Raw genomic sequence first — 18479 nt, 5'->3', positions numbered from 1 at the left:
AAGTTATTTAGCGATATTCACTGCTCTGGTTTCCCTAATTACAGTTACTTTAACCTGTCCAGGATAGGTCATATCTGTTTGTATTTTCTGTGAAATGTTAAAGGATAAATCTGCTGCATTTTGATCTGAAACTTTTTCGCTTTCCACAATAACCCTTAACTCCCTTCCTGCTTGAATGGCATAGGCTTTTTTAACACCTCCAAAACCAAAGGCAATATCCTCAAGGTCTTTTAAACGTTGAATGTAACTATCCAATACTTGGCGTCTTGCTCCTGGTCTTGCTCCGGAAATAGCATCACAAACTTGAACAATTGGAGACAAAAGAGAGGTCATTTCAATTTCATCATGATGTGCTCCAATGGCATTGCAAACATCTTCTTTTTCACCATATTTTTCAGCCCATTGCATTCCAAGGATAGCATGTGGTGTTTCCATATCTGCTTCTGCATCTGGCACTTTACCAATATCATGTAGCAATCCTGCACGTTTGGCCAATTTAGGATTTAAACCTAGCTCTGCAGCCATCACACCACAAAGTTTGGCAACTTCCCTGGAGTGTTGCAGCAAATTTTGTCCGTAAGACGAACGATATTTCATTCTACCAACCACTTTAATAAGTTCTGGATGTAGGTTGTGAATCCCTAAGTCTATTATGGTTCGTTTTCCTACTTCAATAATTTCCTGCTCTATTTGTTTGGTTGTCTTTTTTACTACCTCCTCTATTCTAGCAGGATGTATTCTACCATCGGTAACCAATTTGTGCAAGGATAATCTGGCGATTTCACGTCTTACGGAATCGAAACAGGATAGAATAATGGCTTCTGGTGTGTCGTCTACAATAATTTCCACTCCAGTGGCTGCTTCAATGGCGCGAATGTTTCTTCCTTCTCTACCAATGATGCGTCCTTTAACATCGTCCGATTCTATATTAAAAACAGACACACAGTTATCTACTGCTTCTTCGGTTCCTATACGTTGAATGGTATTGATAATTACTTTTTTGGCTTCTTGTTGAGCCGTTAGTTTTGCTTCTTCCAAAGTGCTTTGAACATAAGCCATGGCATCGCTCTTGGCCTCTCCTTTTAGGGATTCAACAAGTTGTGCCTTGGCTTCTTCTGCAGATAAACTGGAAATAACCTCCAACTGTTCTATCTGGCTTTTATGAAGCCTATCGATTTCTTCCTGTTTTTTCTCGAGAATATCAACTCTATGGTTGTAATCCTTTATTTTGTCTTCTAAACTTTGATTGAGTTTGAGATTTTTAGACAATTCACTGGAAACCTGAGACTCTTTGTCTCTAGTACGTTTCTCAGCTTCTGCCATTTTTTTGTCACGAGCATTGATTACTTTTTCATGCTCTGATTTTAATTCTATGAATTTTTCTTTTGCCTGAAGAATTTTATCCTTTTTAATGCTTTCACCTTCGCTATTGGCTTCTTTAATAATAGCTGCTGCCGATTTTTTAGCACTTTTTATAAGTTTGGAAGCATTGTTTCTCTCTAATGCCTTTGCTATAATGAATCCCACTATGATTCCTAGCAAAACACCACCTATAATCAATATAATTGAGTTGTCCATGTTAGTTTATTTATATATATAAAAAAAGCCTACACTAGTTTGTTTTGTAATAAACTCCTTAAAACAAGTTTAGGGCTAACAAACGGATCAAGTATCTGCTCGAGATACTGCGAGACTGAAACAAGTTCAGCACACACAGCACTAGCAGCCCGCTTTTACCGTTCAAACTCACCCTTTTTAAAGAATTAATGTTGAGTTTTCCAAATAATAACTAATGTAGGCAGTAACCTTAATTTATTTTAAAGAACGTTAAGAGTCCAAATGTAATTGTAACATTTTGTTCAAAGCCGTGAGCTTCTCTTCCACATGTTCACTTACATTTTCTTTATCTATTGATTTTTGTTCCACTTGAGATGCAAATTGCAAAGCACACATGGCCAAAACATCTTGCTTATCCCTTACAGAATAACTTTGCTCAAATTGATTGATCATCGTTTCAATGTTCTTAGCTGCCTTACGCAATCCTTCTTCCTGGCTAGGCACAATGGTTAAAGGATACACTCTGTTAGCTATGGATAGCTTTATTTTAAGCTTATCTGACATTGATTTTTGATGTTACATTTATTCGGACAATTGCGCAATACAATGATCAATCTCCCGAATTAATGTGTTTATTTTAAGCTTTGTCTCTCTTTTGTTTTCGTCACTACCTAGCATTGTATTTGCAATCTTGAGTGCTTCGTATTTTTCTTCCCAAGAAACAATCAATTCTTGTTGTTCCATGGCATGTTGTTTAGAAGCTTGCAACTCTTTTTCCAGTTTTAAGTTGGCTTGTTTTACGGTTTCCAATTGCTGTAAAACTTTCCCTACTTTTACTTCAAGAGCATCAACAATTTCTTCAATTTTACTCATGTGCAATATGCAATACTTATCAGACAAAGTTAAGATACCTTCCTATAAATTACAATTGTTTTTACATAAAATTTGCAAAATGTTGTAATTGCTTGATATTATTGCAAAATAGCGTACAATATATCTTTTGTAGATTTCGTTCAAATTAATATTTTAGCAAGAATTACTTAATTTATGAGATTCACCTTACCCTTTTTTCTTTTTGTTTGTGCCTTTGGCCTAGCCCAAGATTATTACCCAAAAGACTATTTTGGGAATCCTTTGGATGTTACCTTGGTCTTGTCTGGCTCTTTTGCTGAATTGCGTTCCAACCACTTCCATTCCGGTTTGGACATTAAAACGCAACAAAGAGAAGGTTTAAAGGTGTATGCCTCTGCTAGTGGGTATATAAGTCGAATTAAAATCTCCCATTATGGCTACGGAAAGGCCCTTTACATAACCCATCCTAATGGTTATACCACTGTATATGCGCATTTGCAAAAGTTTTCCCCTGAAATTGAAGCTTATATCAAGAAGTTGCAATATGAAAAAGAATCGTTTGAAATTGAAGTGTTCCCTAATACCGAAGAGCTTATTGTAGAAAAAGGTGAAGTTATTGCCTATAGTGGTAACACAGGAGGGTCTGGTGGTCCACATTTACATTTTGAAATTCGGGACAATCAAGAAAGACCTATCAATCCATTGCTTTTTGGGTTTGATGTTAAAGACACTACCTTACCTGTTATTAAAGAGGTTTATGCTTATCCCATGGACAAGCATTCGTATGTAAACAAATCAAACGAAAAACAAAAACTAAGGCTTTTACCCCTCCCTAATGGCGATTATACAGTTGAGAACATTCAGGCTTATGGAAAAATTGGCTTTGCCATAGAATCTACTGACAGACAGGATTTGGCATACAACAACAATGGCGTGTACAACATTCAAGCTTTTTTTAATGGCAATAAAAAAATAGACATCGATTTTAAACGATTTTCTTTTGACGAAACCAGACATTTAAACCGGTTTATAGATTATGGACATTATAAAACAAAAAAAGAAAGACTCCAAAAACTCTTTATAGAACCCAATAACCCCTTAAGTATTTATAAAGACTCTGATAATTATGGTTTTATTAGGGTTGAAGACAGTACCTCTTCGGTCTACAAAGTGGCAGTAAAGGATTTTAAAAACAACACTTCTTGGCTCACCATTAATATTGAAGGTAAAAAAGAACAAGACTTTAAAGTGAAGGATTCTTTTGTATCGTCTTATTATATTCATGCAGACAAAACCAACGAGCTATTATACAACCACATTTCGGTTGAATTTTATCCAGAGACGTTTTATGATGATTTTTATATGGACTTTTCAGTGTCAAACGATACCATTAAATTACATGACGATACCATTCCTGTTAAAAAACATTTTAAAATTACATACGATATTAGTCATTACGATTCAGCTGATGCCCATAAACTTTACATCGCCAGATTGGTTGGTTATAAACAACATCCTTGGTATTCCAACACGACAAAAGAAAAAAACCTGATGTACACCATAACAGACGATTTAGGAACCTACGCCTTGGTAGCAGACACTATAGAACCAACCATTAGGCCCATAAATTTTAAAGATGGACAATGGCTTAGCAAATACCGTTATCTTAAAGTGAAGATAGATGATGAAGGTTCCGGCATTTCAAATTATCGCGCAACCGTTAATGGAAAATGGATTTTAATGGAGTACGATTACAAAACCAAAACATTGACCCACGATTTTAATGATGGTATAATTACCGAAACAAAAAATAATTTAAAAGTGATTGTTACCGATAATGTTGGAAATAATTCTACTTTTGAAACTACGTTTTACAGAAAATAAATAATGAAGCTTTTGAAAATAAAAACTTATCTATTTTGCATGTTCCTTTTTTCGATGTCCTTTTTAGGATTTTCACAATCTGGAACTTTAAAAGGTGTTATTCTAGACGATGCCAATAATCCCATTCCAAATGTAAATATCAAAGCTCAAGACAAAGGAACCGTAACCAACGAGAACGGTTTTTTTATTTTAAAAATACCAGCAGACCAAGAGGTTACTGTGGTGTTCTCTCACCTTACCTTTGAAAGTATTACTGCTACATTTAACTTAAAAAATGGGGAAGAATACGAGTTCCATCCCATCATGAAGGAATCTGTGGAACAAATCTCAACCGTTGTAATTTCCAGCAAGCAAAGAAAAGAAGTTGAAGGCATAATCACACTGGAACCCGAAACCGTTAGACTCATTCCTGGTGCGAATGCTGGTGTGGAAAATCTATTGAAAACACTTCCTGGCGTAAGTAGCAACAACGAATTAAGCACACAATATTCCGTAAGAGGTGGAAACTACGATGAAAATTTAGTGTATGTAAATGGTATTGAAATCTACAGACCTTTCTTGATACGTTCTGGGCAACAAGAAGGATTGAGTTTTGTTAACACAGACCTGGTTCAGAATGTCGATTTCTCTGCTGGAGGTTTTCAAGCAAAATATGGAGACAAATTAGCATCTGTTCTCGATATTACCTATAGAAAACCTTACGCTTTTGGTGTGAGTGCAGATTTAAGCCTACTTGGTGGAAGCCTGGCTGTAGATGCCATAAGTAAAGATTCCAAGCTCTCAGGCATAATTGGAATTCGTTATAGAAACAACAGCTTACTTGTTAATGCACAAGAAACAGAAACCAATTACGATCCAACTTTTGCTGATGTACAAACCCAGATAAACTACAATTTTTCCCATAAATTCAGTCTCAGCTTTTTAGGAAATGCCTCTTTGAACAAATACAATTATGAACCTAAAACCAGACAGACAAATTTTGGTACTTTGGAAAACCCTTTGGCATTATTGGTTTTTTATGAAGGTCAAGAAAAAGATCAATACCAAACCTTGTTTGGGGCCATTAAAGCAACTTACCTTTTAAATGATAATGTAACCCTTAACTTAACCACTGCAACTTACCACACTACCGAAGAAGAACATTTTGATATTTTAGCACAATATAGGTTGGGCGAAGTAAATACCAATATTGGAGATGAAGATTTGGGTGAAGTGGAATATAGTGAAGGTATTGGAGGTCAATTAAACCATGGAAGAAACGATCTGGATGCCCTAATCACCAATATCGAACACAACGGAAAATATACTATGGACGATAACGATTTTGAATGGTCCCTAAAGTACACCAACGAAGATATTAGGGATCGGTTGGTGGAATGGGAAGTGATAGATTCGGCTGGGTTCTCCATAAATCCTCCCAACATCGACGCTTTTAACGACCAACCTTATACACCTTACGAAGGGCCTTTGGCAGCCTATCAAAATGTAAGAGCTAAAAACCACACCACCATTCAAAGAATCCAAGGTTATTTACAATGGAGCAAACGTACCAGTTTAGGAGACAATGACGTATGGTTCAATGCTGGAGTAAGAGCTCATAATTGGACTGTAAGTGGTGATGGCATAGATAAAACCTCACAAATTGTTTTTAGTCCAAGAGCGCAATTTGCCATCAAGCCTGATTGGGACAAAGACATGCTTTTTAGAATTGGTGGAGGTATATATTATCAACCTCCTTTTTACAGGGAATTGCGTGATTATTCCGGAACTGTAAATCCAGATGTTAAAGCCCAAAAATCTTTTCAAGTGGTTGTAGGAAACGATTATAGCTTTAAAATGTGGAACAGACCTTTTAAATTAACTACAGAAGCTTACTATAAAAAACTCACAGATGTAAACCCTTACACCTTGGAAAATGTTAGAATTAGGTACGCTGCAACCAACAATGCAAAAGCCTATGCCTATGGTTTGGATCTCAGATTGAATGGCGAATTTGTCCCTGGAACCGAATCCTGGTTTAGTTTTGGGTATTTAAAAACCGAAGAAAACATCAATGATAGAGGGTATATAGCCAGACCAACAGACCAACGCTTAAAGTTTGCAGCTCTTTTTCAAGATTATGTACCAAGCTTACCTAAAATGAAAATGTATTTAAACTTGGTTTACAACACTGGGCTTCCTGGTGGTTCTCCAAGCTATGCCGATCCTTATGTTTACCAAAACCGTTTGCCAGATTACAAGCGTGCCGATATAGGTTTGCAATATGTTATTGTAGATTTAAACGAAACATACAATGGCTGGAGGAAACCTTTTAAATATTTATCTGTTGGCTTTGAAATTTTTAACATTTTCAATGCGCAAAACTCCATAACAAACACTTGGGTAAGGGACGTTTACAGCAAAAGGCAGTATGCCATTCCTAATTACCTGACACCACGAGTGTTTAATGTAAGGACAACCATGAAATTTTAATAATTTAACACACTTTTTTTAATTCGAATTAAAAACAGTCATACATTTGTGTATATGAAACAAATGATTAGAAACCTGGTTGCCTTGAGCCTCTTGTTTGCTTATACCTTAAGCATAAGCGTTTCTATTCAAAATTTTATAGTGGAAACGGTTTTTGATAATAGCCAACAACAGGATGTTGCTGTTAACTTATTGAATTCCAAAACACCTGAGCTATCCATATTTCCAGACCTGGAACCCTTAGGAGACCTTGCAAACGAAAACGTTCATAATGTTCAGGTAACTAATTCCAAAACAACATTTCAATCCTTTAAAGAGGTAGAAATTTACACCTTAACCAAAGACAGTCAATATCTTTACAAAAGCAAACACATTCAACCAGGATTGGATATTGAGACACTGCTCTACCCTTTTCATACCTTTTCTTAAAATTTCATATTATATTCCTTAAACATCTCATGTTCTGAATGATCAGGAGCTGTTGTTATTATTTCATCTTGACCAACAAGGTCAGGACATTCTATATTCAACAAATAAAAAAATATCTTATGGAATCTCATAGCACCATCATAGGTATTGTTATTGCCTTGGTAATAATAATCCCTCTAATACTTATTCAAACATCACAAAAACGTCAGAAAAAAAATTCTAGAAAAGGCTTTATGGAAGAAGCCTCAAAGCATCATTTACAAGTAAAAACCCCAGATTTTTGGGGCACTTATTATGCCATGGCCATAGATGAAACGGCAAACAAACTTATCTACTCAAAAATTATTGATGCAGAACATCAAGTAACCCTTGTGGATTTAAGTCTTGTAGACTCCTGCGACATTGTAAGGACGCAAAGAACCCATAAAAACAAAACCACTTCTAAAATTGAAACAGACAGAATCGATTTGGTAATAACCTACAAATCCAAAAACAAGGAGGTGTTGGAGTTTTACAACGTAGATGTAAACTTTGAAATGAACAATGAAATTGCGCTTCTGGATAAGTGGAACACCATTATAAAAAGCAAAATGTTCAAGAAAGCACAAGCTGCTTAAGGGCTTTTACGGTCAAGCAGCAAAAAACCTTCAGAGCCTATGTCCCTGAAGGTTTTTTTATGTATTGTTTCAATAAAACCGTATTGGTGGTTTTAATAATTATTTCTCCACGAACTCCTTTAGAACGCCAACTACATAATCTACTTCGTCTTTGGTGTTGTATTTACAAAACGAAAATCTAATGGAAGGCTTTTGTTGGTCTTCTTCGCTTAAGATATGCTCCAACACATGAGATCCTTTGCCAGACCCACTTTGGCAGGCACTTCCTTTGGAACAGGCAATCCCTTTTAAATCCAATTGAAACTGAAGGGTCAATGCTTTTTCAGCAGACATGGGCAAACAAACATTCAACAAGGTGTAAGTACTTTTGGTATTATCAGAACAATTACCATTAAACTTAACTCCTGGTATGGCTTTGGTTATTTGGGTTTTAAAATAATCTTTTAATGCCTCTACATAATGTTTTTCTTCATCTAAATTTTCGTAAGCTAGAACAAAAGCGGTTTCCAAGCCTTTGATATTATGTACTGGTTCTGTTCCTGCTCTAAAACCACGTTCTTGAGAACCTCCAAAAATCAAAGGTTTTAAGGTATTGTTTTTTTTAATATAAGCAAACCCAACACCTTTGGGACCATGAAATTTATGGGCTGCAGCAGTCATAAAATCAATTGGGGTTTCTTCTACATTCCATTTATAATGACCAATGGATTGAACCGTGTCACTATGCAACAAGGCATTGTTGGCTTTGCAAAGGGAAGACACTTTATCTATATCCAAAATGTTTCCAACTTCGTTATTCACATGCATTAAACTCACCAATTTCCTCTCGTCGTTTGCTGTTAACAGTCTTTCCAGATCATCATAATCTGGAGTGCCACAGGCTTGAAGTTTTACATATTCAACAGTAACATCATACTCGTTTCGCAACTCTTCAACGGTATGCAATACAGCATGGTGCTCTATTGGAGAGGTGATAATGGTAGTTACGTTGGCATCTCTAACGGCACAACGTAAAATCATATTATCAGCTTCAGTACCTCCAGAAGTAAAGATAATTTCCTGTGGAGATGCGTGCAATTCCTTGGCTATGGTTTTTCTGGTTGTTTCTATAATTGATTTTGATGCTCTACCAAACGCGTGGGTTGAAGATGGATTTCCATATTGATGTTCCAAAACATCTTGCATGGCTTTAATAACTTCTGGTCGTACTCGTGTGGTTGCAGCACTATCAAAATAAACAGATTTCATAATTTGAGTTTGCTTTAGTGAGGTAGCAAAAATAGGGCAATTAAAATTATTTGCAAGAAGCCACGTTGTATATTTAACAAATCTTTTATTTTTGTTTTAAAATCCATACATGTCATGCGAAAAATATTTGCCCTAGTATCTTTTTTAATTTTAGTAATGTCTTGTGACGATGGAGATGTTATTTTTGTGGAATTAGATTTTGACGATACCTTTGAAGCCTGTGGCGAATTGGTGTTTTACAATACCAAAGAGAGTCCTGCCGAATCCATTTCATTACAAATAAGTTCTCCAACCTTGACATTGGCAGATATTTTTGAAGTGGAACCATCTGAAACCAACCCCTTATTGGTGGAATTGGTGAATCCTGAAATTCAAGGCAACATAGATGGCTCCAACAACTTATTCAACTATAGAAGCTACAATACATTAACAGACAATTTATTTTGTAACGACGTTCCTCCTTCCAATTTAGGGATAACACAAGATTTATCAAGTTCTGATGGAAGTTATACCATTACCACTACTTATGCAGAAGACGATAACGATGGAATTCCTGCTGAAATGGAAGATATTAATGGCAATGGCGATTTATATGATGATGATACCGATGGGGATGGTTTGACTAATTTTTTAGATCCAGACGACGATGGCGATAATGTACTTACCAGTACAGAACTGATTGATTATGACAATGACGATGATGACGATGATCCATTAACAAATCCGCAAGATACCGATGGAGATGGCATTCCAAATTATTTGGACACAGACGATGATGGCGATGGCGTATTAACCATTGACGAGGAAAATGTGAGTCAGGACCAAAACCCTTCCAACGATTATACCAACCCAAATTTAGCAGATTACCTAAATCCAGATGTGGCCATTATGGTTCCTGCAACAGCCTATAGGGTTCATACCATTACACAAACCTATGAAGTCTCTGTAATTGTGGAAAATATTTCTTTTCCTAACTTAAATCAGGATACGTTTGACTTTGGATCTTTGCAAAACGCCAATACAACCAGCACAAGAACGGTAACACCAGAATTTTAATCGGCACTTACATTCTGATAGATATATACTTCGGTTGCACCAACCCCGTATTTTTGAAAATTGGCATCGTAGTAAGTCACATTGGGATATCTTCCAAATAAATATTCCAATTCCATTTTTAAAACACCTGCTCCCACGCCATGGATAAACACCACTTTTTGGATGCGCTTTCCAATGGCAAATTCCAATTGTTTTTTGGCTGTATCCAATTGTAAGGTTAACATGTCGTAATTGCTCATTCTGGAAGCATTATCCGTTAATTGATGAATGTGCAGATCCACTTCCATGGTAGGCTGAAAACGTTCCTTTACTTTCTTTTTAACAGTGGATTTTCTTCTAGGGCTTTCTTTCTCCTTAAGCAATTCAGAAAAAGATACATTTGAAAAGGATTTTGATTGTAATTCGGATTCATTTTTAATGAGTACCAATTCTTTTTTATTAAACACCATCTCAAAACCGTCTTCAGTAACCATGGTCACTGAATCTTCTGTGATTTTTAGTATGCTGCCTGTGATATCTTCATCTAATACAGACACTTTATCCCCTATTTTAAGCATCATCCTTTTGGTTTGGTTCATGACTCTCTTTAGACTGTTTTTTACTGGAAAGTGTACTGGAAATTCGGTATAAACCAAACATTAAAATAATAATTCCAAGAATCAAAACAACCACATCTTGTTTTACACCAGCTTGAGCATAAATGGCTACCATGCTTCCTATAAAGATCAATAAATAGTTTAAATAGGTGTTGTATTTCATTTTATATCGATGATTTTTAGCTATTTAACGAATATCGTTTTTTTTAGAATAAAGAATAGAGAAATTTGATTAATTTAATATACCTCTATAACTAATTAAAAGTAGAAAAATATGAAAAAAAATCACCTTTTTAACAGACTTCCATACTTATTTATTGCCTTTTTATTGTTTTCCCTAAGTGCCTCTGCCCAAGTTGGGATTGGGACGACTAGTCCTACAGCGCAACTAACTGTTATGGAAGATGCCATTTTTAATGAATCTGGTGGCAACCATGATTTTAGGGTTGAAGGAAACACCAATACTAACTTATTCTTTATTGATGGAAGTGCAGATGCGATTGGCTTTTCTGCAGTACCAACAGCTCCCTTCTCTTTAGGCATTCCTGTACACACAATTTTCCATCCAATAGAAATTGGCAATGATGGGAATACTGGAAGTCAAGCACTTCTCGGATATTTTAGAGGCCCTGACGTAACCATAGAACCAGAATCAGGAGGTTATGGATACGTAGGGTATAGAGTTGGCTCAGCTTGGCAAGAATGGTATCGAATGTATTCAAATGGCTTTATAACTGTATCCGCAAGGGAAAGTAAAAGAAATATCCATCAAGTAAATTTAGATTCAGGTATAAAGAATTACTTAATCAATAATATCAGGAACCTGAAGCCTTCTTTGTATAATTATATAAACGAATATGATGAAATGATAGTAGGTAAAGAAAATCATTACAGGCCTGCATTTAGGCTTGGTTTAATTGCAGATGAGTCTCCTGACTATATTCTTGATGAAGGTTTTTCAGGTGTTGACACTTATGCATTGGCAACCCTAAACTTAATAGGTATTCAACATAATATGGATGAAATTGAAAAAATTAAAAATTCTAATGTGGTTATTCAGGATTTTGGTACAAATAAACTAAACACATTAGAGTTATGGGTTTCATTTACTGAAGATTTCAATAATCAAATCCCAATAATAACTTTAACAGGTAACAAATCATATATTAATTTAAGTATTATTGAAAAAACACCAACAGGTTTTAGAGTAAAAGCTTCACAATTAGATAATCAATTAAGTTTCGATTGGATAGCAGTTGCAAAAGTTAATAACAAAAACATCAATCAAAGAGAAAGTATTATCCCCAATAATATAAAAGATAAATTAGAAGTTCCACAAGAGATTAAAAATCAGATAATTAATTTCTATAATACTACAAATGCAAATATTAAATCTAAATAGAATGAAAAATTTATTTTACTTAATATTATTTTTTACTACAAGTACTTTCATATTTGCCCAAACCGATTTGTACGTGAGAAGTGGAAGCTATATTTATGTAGATGGCACAGCTTTTACAAGTGGACCAAATGTTGCTCCTTTATATGTTACTGGTAGAATCACTTTTAATGGAACAAACAGTAATATTTATCTTCGTAATGAAGCACAACTCTTACAAGGGAACAATATTGGAAACAATGGCCGAGGCAAGTTAAGCGCTTATCAAACAGGAACCGTAAATACCTATGCTTATAATTATTGGTGTTCTCCAGTTGGAAATACCACTGCAAACACGACCTCTAACAGACCTTTTATTCCCAATGATAATATTTACGACCATATTGGGCATACCAATCCAGCCTTAGATCCAATAACCAGTGTGTTGGCTACTTATACTACAGGTTATAATGGTGTGGCTACAGCTCCTCCAACCCCTCAAGTTATTTCCAGTTTTTGGTTGTATAGTTACGACCCTGGAGTATTATATGCAGAATGGGATCATGTGGGTTCCACTGGTTCAGTAAACCCTGGTTATGGCTTTACCATGAAGGGAAACCCGAGTGGTGGACAACAATACGATTTTAGAGGAAAACCAAATAATGGAAACATTACTGTTTCTGTGGTTGCTGGAGAAGAAACCTTAGTTGGGAACCCCTATCCATCTGCATTGGATGCGCGAGATTTTATACACGACCCTTTAAATACTGGTTTAATTGCAAATGCACCACCACAAATGACTGGGGTTTTAAAATATTGGGAACAAGCCCCTGGAGCGACCTCTCATGTGCTCTCAAGTTATGTAGGTGGTTACGCCTTATATACTATTTCATCTGGAGGGACAGATTCCTTTACTCATGCTCCATTTACAACATATTTATTAGACGGAACACCTACAAATTTTCCAGCTGGAACTGGATCTAAAATTGCCAGACGTTACATTCCAATAGGTCAAGGCTTTATGATTGAAGGTGCTGCAACAGGTGTTGTTACATTTACCAACGCCCAAAGAGAATTTTACAAACAATCTGGTACAGATAGTTACTTTTTTAGGACTGAAAACAATAGCAGTTCCGAAAACACTTTTGAAGAAACTCAATACAACGAAGACGGCTTTAATATTGTTCCTGCAGATTTTAAGCGTTTTAGAATTAATGTCGATTTTTCTCAGGGCGAATTCTATACCAGACAATTATTAATGAACTTTCATCATACTGCTACAGATGGCTTTGATTATGGTTTGGAAGCCAAAGGGGATTTTACACAAAATTCTGATGCTTACTGGGTTTTAGATGATGTCCCATATTTTATACAAGCCTTTAATTACGATATGGAATTACGAATCCCTTTAGTGGTTGAGGCAAAAAACAATCAACCTATAAGGTTTAGAATTTTTGATGTGCAAAATTTCGATGAAAATCAGCCTATTTTTATTCATGATATCCATAATGATATTTATGTGGATTTAAGGGAAAATAACTATGAAATAAATTTACCTCAAGGCACCTATACAGACCGATTTGAAATAACCTTTACGTCTGAAGCTTTAAACATAGACCAAGTTATAACTGTTGAAGATTTAAGTATTTATCAAAACAATCAATTAGCACAATTAACCATTTCCAACCCTAAGCTTTTAGAGGTAAAACAAGTAAACCTACATGATGTGACCGGAAAACAGATTTTTAATGAAAAAAACTTAAACACAGAGGCACATTATAGTTTTTCAACAAAAAACTTAAGTCAAGGGGTTTATATAGCTCACGTATCGTTTGCTGACAATCAAGTGGTAAGCAAAAAGATTATTGTTTCAAATAAATAACTCTTGATATTTTTATATCTTTAAAACCAAAAGATATAACTATGTCTTCATTAGAAGATTTTATGTTACCATGCCTAAACAAACAACTTTTTGGAGTTGACTGTTTAGGCTGTGGTTTTCAAAGGGCATTTGTGTTCTTGCTTAAAGGGGATTTTACGGCAGCCTTTAAGATGTATCCTGCCATTTACACCATAATCTTGCTTGGAATTTTTATTATCTTTAATTTTTACTTTAAATTTAAACACGCTTATAAACTTAAAATGGGACTTGTTTTTTTAAATGTGGCTATTATCATTATCAGTTATATTTTAAAAATCACCCACTAATCAGACATCTTCCAACATGGAAAAACAACCTTTACAGAACGCCACACTTATATTGGTATTAGGAATTTTATCTATTTTAACCTGCTGTTGTTACGGCGTTTTAGGATTGCCTATAGGTATTGTAGCCTTGGTCTTGGCAAATAAATCCACAGCTATTTATGCTGAACATCCAGAACTATATTCTGGTTACAACAATGTGAAAACTGGGAAAATACTTGCCATTATTGGAATTGTTCTCAATGTTATTTTCTTGGCCTATGTTATTTGGATTATTAGCATGATTGGCTGGGAAGCACTACAAGATCCTGAAATGTTACAAGATAGAATAGAAGAGTTTCAGCAAATGCAACAAGTTTAATATTTAATTCAATGGATGTAAAACCAACTAGACCCAACAGTTATCTGGCCTTAGCCATTATCAGTACCATTTTATGCTGTCTTCCCTTTGGAATTGTCAGTATTATTTATGCTACAAAAGTAAACAGTCTTTATGAAGATGGACATTACGACCAAGCTGCAAGCGCCTCCAAAAACGCTAAAACATGGGGAATTGTTTCTATTGCCGTAGCACTATTGGGTTGGCTGATTTATGTCCTGTTTTTTGGAATTGCCTTGTTTGGAGCTTTATTAAGTGAAGCGAATTACTAAACATAAAAACCTTGTATTTTTATTGCTAATTTTGGCAAGTACCAGTGTTTTTGGGCTATTCTATTTTTGGAATCCTGCCAATAACAGCCTATTCCCTAAATGCTTTTTTTATAGCCTTACCCATTTGTATTGTCCAGGTTGTGGCTCACAGAGAGCCATTCATCAAATTCTGCATGGACATATCTTAACAGGTTTGAATTATAACTATTTAATTGGCTTTTTAACTTTGGTCTTAAGCTACATGCTTTATGTTTATATAGCTCAGGAGTATTTAAAAAAACCCATTAAAAACTTACTTTATAAACCTTTGGCAACAAAAGTTATTTTAGTGGTTGTTGTATTGTTTTGGATACTCAGAAATATTCCTTTTTATCCTTTTAACATCTTGGCTCCTTAAATAAAAAAAAGAGCAACCCAATTGAATGTTTGGTTGCTCTTTTTTGAAACATATAGAAACCTGTAAGGTTTTAATCCTTAAAAACTAAGAACTTGCAGGTTTAATAAAATCTTAATTTTCAAATTGTTTTAAGGTCTTGATGATTATGGACACGCAATCCAACAATTGCTCCTCGTTCATTACCAAAGGTGGTGCAAAACGAATGATGTTTCCATGAGTTGGTTTTGCCAACAAACCATTATCCCTAAGTGCCAAACAAATATTCCAAGCTGTTTCACTTTCTTCGTCGTCGTTTATAACAATGGCATTCAACAGACCTTTTCCTCTTACCAGGCTTACCAAATCTGTTGTTTGTATGTATTTGTTAAGTTCACTTCTAAATATTTTACCAAGTTTTTCTGCATTTTCAGCTAAGTTTTCATCCTTTACCACTTGAAGTGCGGCCATAGCCACTGCAGCAGCTACAGGATTTCCTCCAAAGGTAGATCCATGGTTTCCTGGCTTGATCACTTTCATAATATTATCGTTGGCCAATACTGCAGATACTGGATAAGCACCTCCACTTAAGGCTTTACCCAAAATTAAAAGGTCTGGTTTTACATTTTCATGATCTACAGCCAATAATTTTCCGGTTCTGGCAATACCTGTTTGTACTTCGTCTGCAATAAACAGAACATTGTATTTTTCGCACAGCGCTTTTGCTTTGGCTAAATAGCCTTCACTTGGCACATATACTCCAGCTTCCCCTTGAATAGGTTCTGCCATAAAGCCTGCAATATTTTTATTGTTTTTCAATTCGGTTTCCAAAGCATCCAAATCATCATATGCAATTTTAATAAATCCTTTGGTATAAGGCCCAAAATGTTTTCTGGCAACCGGATCGTTGGAAAACGAAATAATGGTTGTGGTTCTTCCGTGAAAATTGTTTTTGCAAACTATAATGTCAGCTTCATTTTCCTCAATACCTTTTACCTCATAGGCCCATTTTCTACAGATCTTTAAAGCTGTTTCCACAGCTTCTGCACCTGTATTCATTGGCAATAATTTATCGAAGCCAAAAAATTCACAAGCAAATTTTTCATATTTCCCAAGCATATCGTTATAAAATGCCCTGGAGGTTAATGTTAAGGTTTGTGCTTGGTGTACCATGGCTCCAACAATTTTTGGATGACAGTGTCCTTGGTTCACGGCAGAATAAGCCGAAAGAAAATCATAATACTTTTTGCCTTCAACGTCCCAAACATACACGCCTTCCCCTTTGCTTAATACTACAGGAAGTGGATGATAATTATGAGCGCCATACTTGTTTTCTAAATCTATCGCTTGTTGCGATGTTAATTGGTCTAAAACAGCCATTTTAAAATAGTTTTAATGGTTTATGCCCAAAGAATCGAGCATCTAAAAAAAGCCATTCCTTATCTACCTTTATCCTTTCGATACCTATGTTCACCTAAACTTAAGTACAGGTGAAATTCGAAAATTCAGCGTGGGAAAGAAATCATCCCTTAGGGCTTGCAAATTACTAAATTTAACCGTTTAATTAAAATTTAATAATACCATTTTAAAAGGGATATGAAACTATTTTAATGAACCCTACAACCTTCTTTTGCAATGAATTGTTTCTGGATGGTTTTTTTAATCGTGTCGCAAGAAAAAAATCATAAACCTGAAGTCGCAAATAGAAAATCCTTTCACTACTTTTGCAGCATGTCTAGAAGAAATAAAAAACAAGTTTTTACAAACGTAGAAGTAATAGATGCAGGTGCCAAAGGTAAAACCATAGCAAAAGCTGCAGATGGTAAAGTTATTTTTTTATCGAATGCTGTTCCTGGCGATGTGGTTGATGTACAGACCTTTAAAAAGCGTAAGTCTTATTACGAAGGAAAAGCTATTGCATTCCACAAACTTTCCGATAAACGCACAACTCCAGTTTGCGAACATTTTGGTACTTGTGGTGGCTGTAAGTGGCAAGATATGGACTACCAGCACCAATTGTTCTATAAGCAAAAAGAAGTGGTAAATAATTTAACCAGACTTGGACATTTGGAATTACCCGAGGTCACTCCTATTTTAGGCTCTGAAAACGAATATTTTTATCGAAATAAAATGGAATTTTCTTTTAGTGACAGTCGCTGGTTAACCCTTGAAGAAATCCAATCCGATAAAGACCTAGGAGACAAAAATGCTTTAGGGTTTCACATTCCTGGTATGTGGGACAAAATCTTGGACATAAAAAAATGTCATTTGCAAGCAGATCCTTCCAATGCCATTAGAAATGCTGTTAAGGATTTTGCAGTAAAACATAATCTGGAATTTTTTAACACTAGAAATCAGACCGGTTTTTTAAGGACTTTAATGATTCGTACCTCTTCCACTGGAGACATCATGGTCATGATTCAGTTTTTTAAGGAGGATAAAGCAAACAGGGAACTGCTTTTGGACTTTTTAGCAGAAACCTTTCCAGAAATCACCTCTTTACAGTACGTAATAAACGAAAAAGCCAACGATACCATTTACGATCAAGAGGTTATTTGTTACAAAGGTCAAGACCATATTTTTGAAGATATGGAAGGTTTAAAGTTTAAAATAAACGCCAAATCTTTTTATCAAACAAATTCTGACCAAGCCTATCAATTATATAAAATAACTAGGGATTATGCTGGATTAACTGGAGACGAACTGGTTTACGATTTATATACAGGAACCGGAACCATAGCCCAGTTTGTGGCAAAACAAGCAAAAAAAGTGATTGGCGTGGAAGCTGTTCCAGACGCTATTTTGGCCGCAAAAGAAAATGCACAATTAAATGGCATAGAAAACGTTGCCTTTTATGTTGGAGACATGAAAAATGTTTTTAACAATACATTTATAAAAACGCATGGACAACCCGATGTGATTATTACAGATCCACCAAGAGATGGCATGCACAAAGACGTGGTTGCACAAATTTTGAACATTGCTCCCAAAAAGATAGTGTATGTTAGCTGTAATAGTGCCACACAAGCAAGAGACCTAGCTTTAATGAAAGACAGTTACAAAATAACAAAAGTTAGACCTGTAGATATGTTCCCACAAACACATCATGTAGAAAATGTTGTACTTTTGGAACGTATCTAACAAAAATCCATTGAAACTAT

The 18479-nt window shown here is 35.4% G+C and carries 19 protein-coding genes and 1 other RNA gene; 12 read left to right on the top strand and 8 right to left on the bottom strand.

The genetic code is table 11. The features are described 5' to 3' along the window. Positions 1–3: 3 nt before the first annotated feature. From rny to D778_RS13275, 4 genes are all read right to left on the bottom strand, one after another. Positions 4–1578 (bottom strand): ribonuclease Y, encoded by a 1575-nt coding sequence (gene rny, locus D778_RS13285; RefSeq protein ID WP_007651591.1) that lies wholly within the window; start codon positions 1576–1578, stop codon positions 4–6. A gap of 51 nt (positions 1579–1629) precedes the next feature. Continuing rightward, positions 1630–1775: non-coding RNA, 6S RNA (ssrS, locus tag D778_RS14330), on the bottom strand. Between the two features lie 52 nt (positions 1776–1827). Further along, on the bottom strand, positions 1828–2121 hold the full coding sequence (locus D778_RS13280) for a cell division protein ZapA (RefSeq protein ID WP_007651590.1): 294 nt from the start codon (positions 2119–2121) through the stop codon (positions 1828–1830). Between the two features lie 18 nt (positions 2122–2139). Then, positions 2140–2430: a hypothetical protein gene (locus tag D778_RS13275; RefSeq protein WP_007651589.1), complete on the bottom strand. Its 291-nt coding sequence runs from the start codon at positions 2428–2430 to the stop codon at positions 2140–2142. A gap of 174 nt (positions 2431–2604) precedes the next feature. Here D778_RS13275 and D778_RS13270 point away from each other — a divergent pair, with 174 nt between their 5' ends. From D778_RS13270 to D778_RS13255, 4 genes are all read left to right on the top strand, one after another. Beyond that, positions 2605–4293 carry a M23 family metallopeptidase gene (locus D778_RS13270; protein ID WP_007651588.1) on the top strand — a complete coding sequence of 563 codons (1689 nt, stop codon included), beginning with the start codon at positions 2605–2607 and terminating at the stop codon, positions 4291–4293. 39 nt (positions 4294–4332) lie between these two features. After that, a complete protein-coding gene (locus tag D778_RS13265; RefSeq protein WP_238307689.1) occupies positions 4333–6765 on the top strand; it encodes a TonB-dependent receptor in 2433 nt (810 codons plus the stop codon). A 63-nt stretch (positions 6766–6828) separates the two neighbouring features. Continuing rightward, entirely contained in the window at positions 6829–7194 is a 366-nt protein-coding gene (locus D778_RS13260) for a hypothetical protein (protein ID WP_007651585.1), read from the top strand. 119 nt (positions 7195–7313) lie between these two features. Beyond that, on the top strand, positions 7314–7811 hold the full coding sequence (locus D778_RS13255) for a hypothetical protein (protein WP_007651584.1): 498 nt from the start codon (positions 7314–7316) through the stop codon (positions 7809–7811). A gap of 99 nt (positions 7812–7910) precedes the next feature. On the opposite strand, the gene D778_RS13250 is transcribed toward D778_RS13255, so the two are convergent. After that, positions 7911–9059, bottom strand: coding sequence for a cysteine desulfurase family protein (locus D778_RS13250; RefSeq protein WP_007651583.1), 1149 nt, complete (start codon positions 9057–9059; stop codon positions 7911–7913). Positions 9060–9173: 114 nt separating this feature from the next. Between D778_RS13250 and D778_RS13245 the strand changes: the two genes are divergently transcribed. Next, positions 9174–10115 (top strand): hypothetical protein, encoded by a 942-nt coding sequence (locus D778_RS13245; protein ID WP_007651582.1) that lies wholly within the window; start codon positions 9174–9176, stop codon positions 10113–10115. Here D778_RS13245 and D778_RS13240 read toward each other — a convergent pair. Together D778_RS13240 and D778_RS13235 are read right to left on the bottom strand one after the other, a co-directional pair. After that, positions 10112–10693 carry a Smr/MutS family protein gene (locus D778_RS13240; RefSeq protein WP_007651579.1) on the bottom strand — a complete coding sequence of 194 codons (582 nt, stop codon included), beginning with the start codon at positions 10691–10693 and terminating at the stop codon, positions 10112–10114. The two genes, D778_RS13245 and D778_RS13240, sit on opposite strands and share 4 nt — an antisense overlap. Next, positions 10665–10874, bottom strand: coding sequence for a hypothetical protein (locus D778_RS13235; protein WP_007651578.1), 210 nt, complete (start codon positions 10872–10874; stop codon positions 10665–10667). The genes D778_RS13240 and D778_RS13235 overlap by 29 nt, the downstream gene beginning before the upstream one ends. A 111-nt stretch (positions 10875–10985) precedes the next feature. On the opposite strand from D778_RS13235, the gene D778_RS13230 reads away from it, so the two are divergent. Genes D778_RS13230 through D778_RS13205 form a run of 6 tightly spaced genes read left to right on the top strand, consistent with a single transcriptional unit; the run spans position 10986 to position 15342 of the window. After that, positions 10986–12113 carry a hypothetical protein gene (locus D778_RS13230; protein ID WP_007651574.1) on the top strand — a complete coding sequence of 376 codons (1128 nt, stop codon included), beginning with the start codon at positions 10986–10988 and terminating at the stop codon, positions 12111–12113. A 1-nt stretch (position 12114) separates the two neighbouring features. Continuing rightward, positions 12115–13971 (top strand): T9SS type A sorting domain-containing protein, encoded by a 1857-nt coding sequence (locus D778_RS13225; protein WP_162138299.1) that lies wholly within the window; start codon positions 12115–12117, stop codon positions 13969–13971. Positions 13972–14012: 41 nt separating this feature from the next. Beyond that, positions 14013–14297: a DUF2752 domain-containing protein gene (locus D778_RS13220; protein ID WP_040492558.1), complete on the top strand. Its 285-nt coding sequence runs from the start codon at positions 14013–14015 to the stop codon at positions 14295–14297. Positions 14298–14313: 16 nt separating this feature from the next. Continuing rightward, positions 14314–14655: a CCC motif membrane protein gene (locus D778_RS13215; RefSeq protein WP_007651568.1), complete on the top strand. Its 342-nt coding sequence runs from the start codon at positions 14314–14316 to the stop codon at positions 14653–14655. Between the two features lie 11 nt (positions 14656–14666). After that, the gene (locus D778_RS13210; RefSeq protein WP_007651566.1) at positions 14667–14945 is read left to right on the top strand and encodes a CD225/dispanin family protein; all 279 of its coding nucleotides are present in this window, start codon (positions 14667–14669) and stop codon (positions 14943–14945) included. Then, a complete protein-coding gene (locus D778_RS13205; protein ID WP_040492557.1) occupies positions 14929–15342 on the top strand; it encodes a DUF2752 domain-containing protein in 414 nt (137 codons plus the stop codon). Before D778_RS13210 ends, D778_RS13205 begins: the two co-directional genes overlap by 17 nt. A gap of 111 nt (positions 15343–15453) precedes the next feature. Here D778_RS13205 and rocD read toward each other — a convergent pair whose 3' ends face one another. After that, positions 15454–16698 (bottom strand): ornithine--oxo-acid transaminase, encoded by a 1245-nt coding sequence (gene rocD / locus D778_RS13200; RefSeq protein WP_007651562.1) that lies wholly within the window; start codon positions 16696–16698, stop codon positions 15454–15456. Between the two features lie 351 nt (positions 16699–17049). Between rocD and rlmD the strand changes: the two genes are divergently transcribed. Continuing rightward, positions 17050–18459 carry a 23S rRNA (uracil(1939)-C(5))-methyltransferase RlmD gene (rlmD, locus tag D778_RS13195; RefSeq protein ID WP_040492555.1) on the top strand — a complete coding sequence of 470 codons (1410 nt, stop codon included), beginning with the start codon at positions 17050–17052 and terminating at the stop codon, positions 18457–18459. Positions 18460–18479 lie beyond the last annotated feature (20 nt).

The sequence above is a fragment of the Xanthomarina gelatinilytica genome, from assembly GCF_000348685.1.
Taxonomy (GTDB): Bacteria; Bacteroidota; Bacteroidia; order Flavobacteriales; family Flavobacteriaceae; genus Xanthomarina; species Xanthomarina gelatinilytica.
Note: the sequence above shows the minus strand (reverse complement) of the source record. Positions and strands in the feature narration are given on the sequence as shown.

Coding starts and splice junctions, on each gene's coding strand:
- D778_RS13235 (WP_007651578.1), bottom strand. CDS start 10,874: ATGAAATACAACACCTATTTAAACTATTTATTGATCTTTATAGGAAGC.
- D778_RS13225 (WP_162138299.1), top strand. CDS start 12,115: ATGAAAAATTTATTTTACTTAATATTATTTTTTACTACAAGTACTTTC.
- D778_RS13250 (WP_007651583.1), bottom strand. CDS start 9,059: ATGAAATCTGTTTATTTTGATAGTGCTGCAACCACACGAGTACGACCA.
- D778_RS13270 (WP_007651588.1), top strand. CDS start 2,605: ATGAGATTCACCTTACCCTTTTTTCTTTTTGTTTGTGCCTTTGGCCTA.
- D778_RS13210 (WP_007651566.1), top strand. CDS start 14,667: ATGGATGTAAAACCAACTAGACCCAACAGTTATCTGGCCTTAGCCATT.
- rny (WP_007651591.1), bottom strand. CDS start 1,578: ATGGACAACTCAATTATATTGATTATAGGTGGTGTTTTGCTAGGAATC.
- D778_RS13260 (WP_007651585.1), top strand. CDS start 6,829: ATGATTAGAAACCTGGTTGCCTTGAGCCTCTTGTTTGCTTATACCTTA.
- D778_RS13265 (WP_238307689.1), top strand. CDS start 4,333: ATGTTCCTTTTTTCGATGTCCTTTTTAGGATTTTCACAATCTGGAACT.
- D778_RS13280 (WP_007651590.1), bottom strand. CDS start 2,121: ATGTCAGATAAGCTTAAAATAAAGCTATCCATAGCTAACAGAGTGTAT.
- D778_RS13240 (WP_007651579.1), bottom strand. CDS start 10,693: ATGAACCAAACCAAAAGGATGATGCTTAAAATAGGGGATAAAGTGTCT.
- D778_RS13220 (WP_040492558.1), top strand. CDS start 14,013: ATGTCTTCATTAGAAGATTTTATGTTACCATGCCTAAACAAACAACTT.
- D778_RS13255 (WP_007651584.1), top strand. CDS start 7,314: ATGGAATCTCATAGCACCATCATAGGTATTGTTATTGCCTTGGTAATA.
- rlmD (WP_040492555.1), top strand. CDS start 17,050: ATGTCTAGAAGAAATAAAAAACAAGTTTTTACAAACGTAGAAGTAATA.
- D778_RS13230 (WP_007651574.1), top strand. CDS start 10,986: ATGAAAAAAAATCACCTTTTTAACAGACTTCCATACTTATTTATTGCC.
- D778_RS13215 (WP_007651568.1), top strand. CDS start 14,314: ATGGAAAAACAACCTTTACAGAACGCCACACTTATATTGGTATTAGGA.
- D778_RS13275 (WP_007651589.1), bottom strand. CDS start 2,430: ATGAGTAAAATTGAAGAAATTGTTGATGCTCTTGAAGTAAAAGTAGGG.
- rocD (WP_007651562.1), bottom strand. CDS start 16,698: ATGGCTGTTTTAGACCAATTAACATCGCAACAAGCGATAGATTTAGAA.
- D778_RS13245 (WP_007651582.1), top strand. CDS start 9,174: ATGCGAAAAATATTTGCCCTAGTATCTTTTTTAATTTTAGTAATGTCT.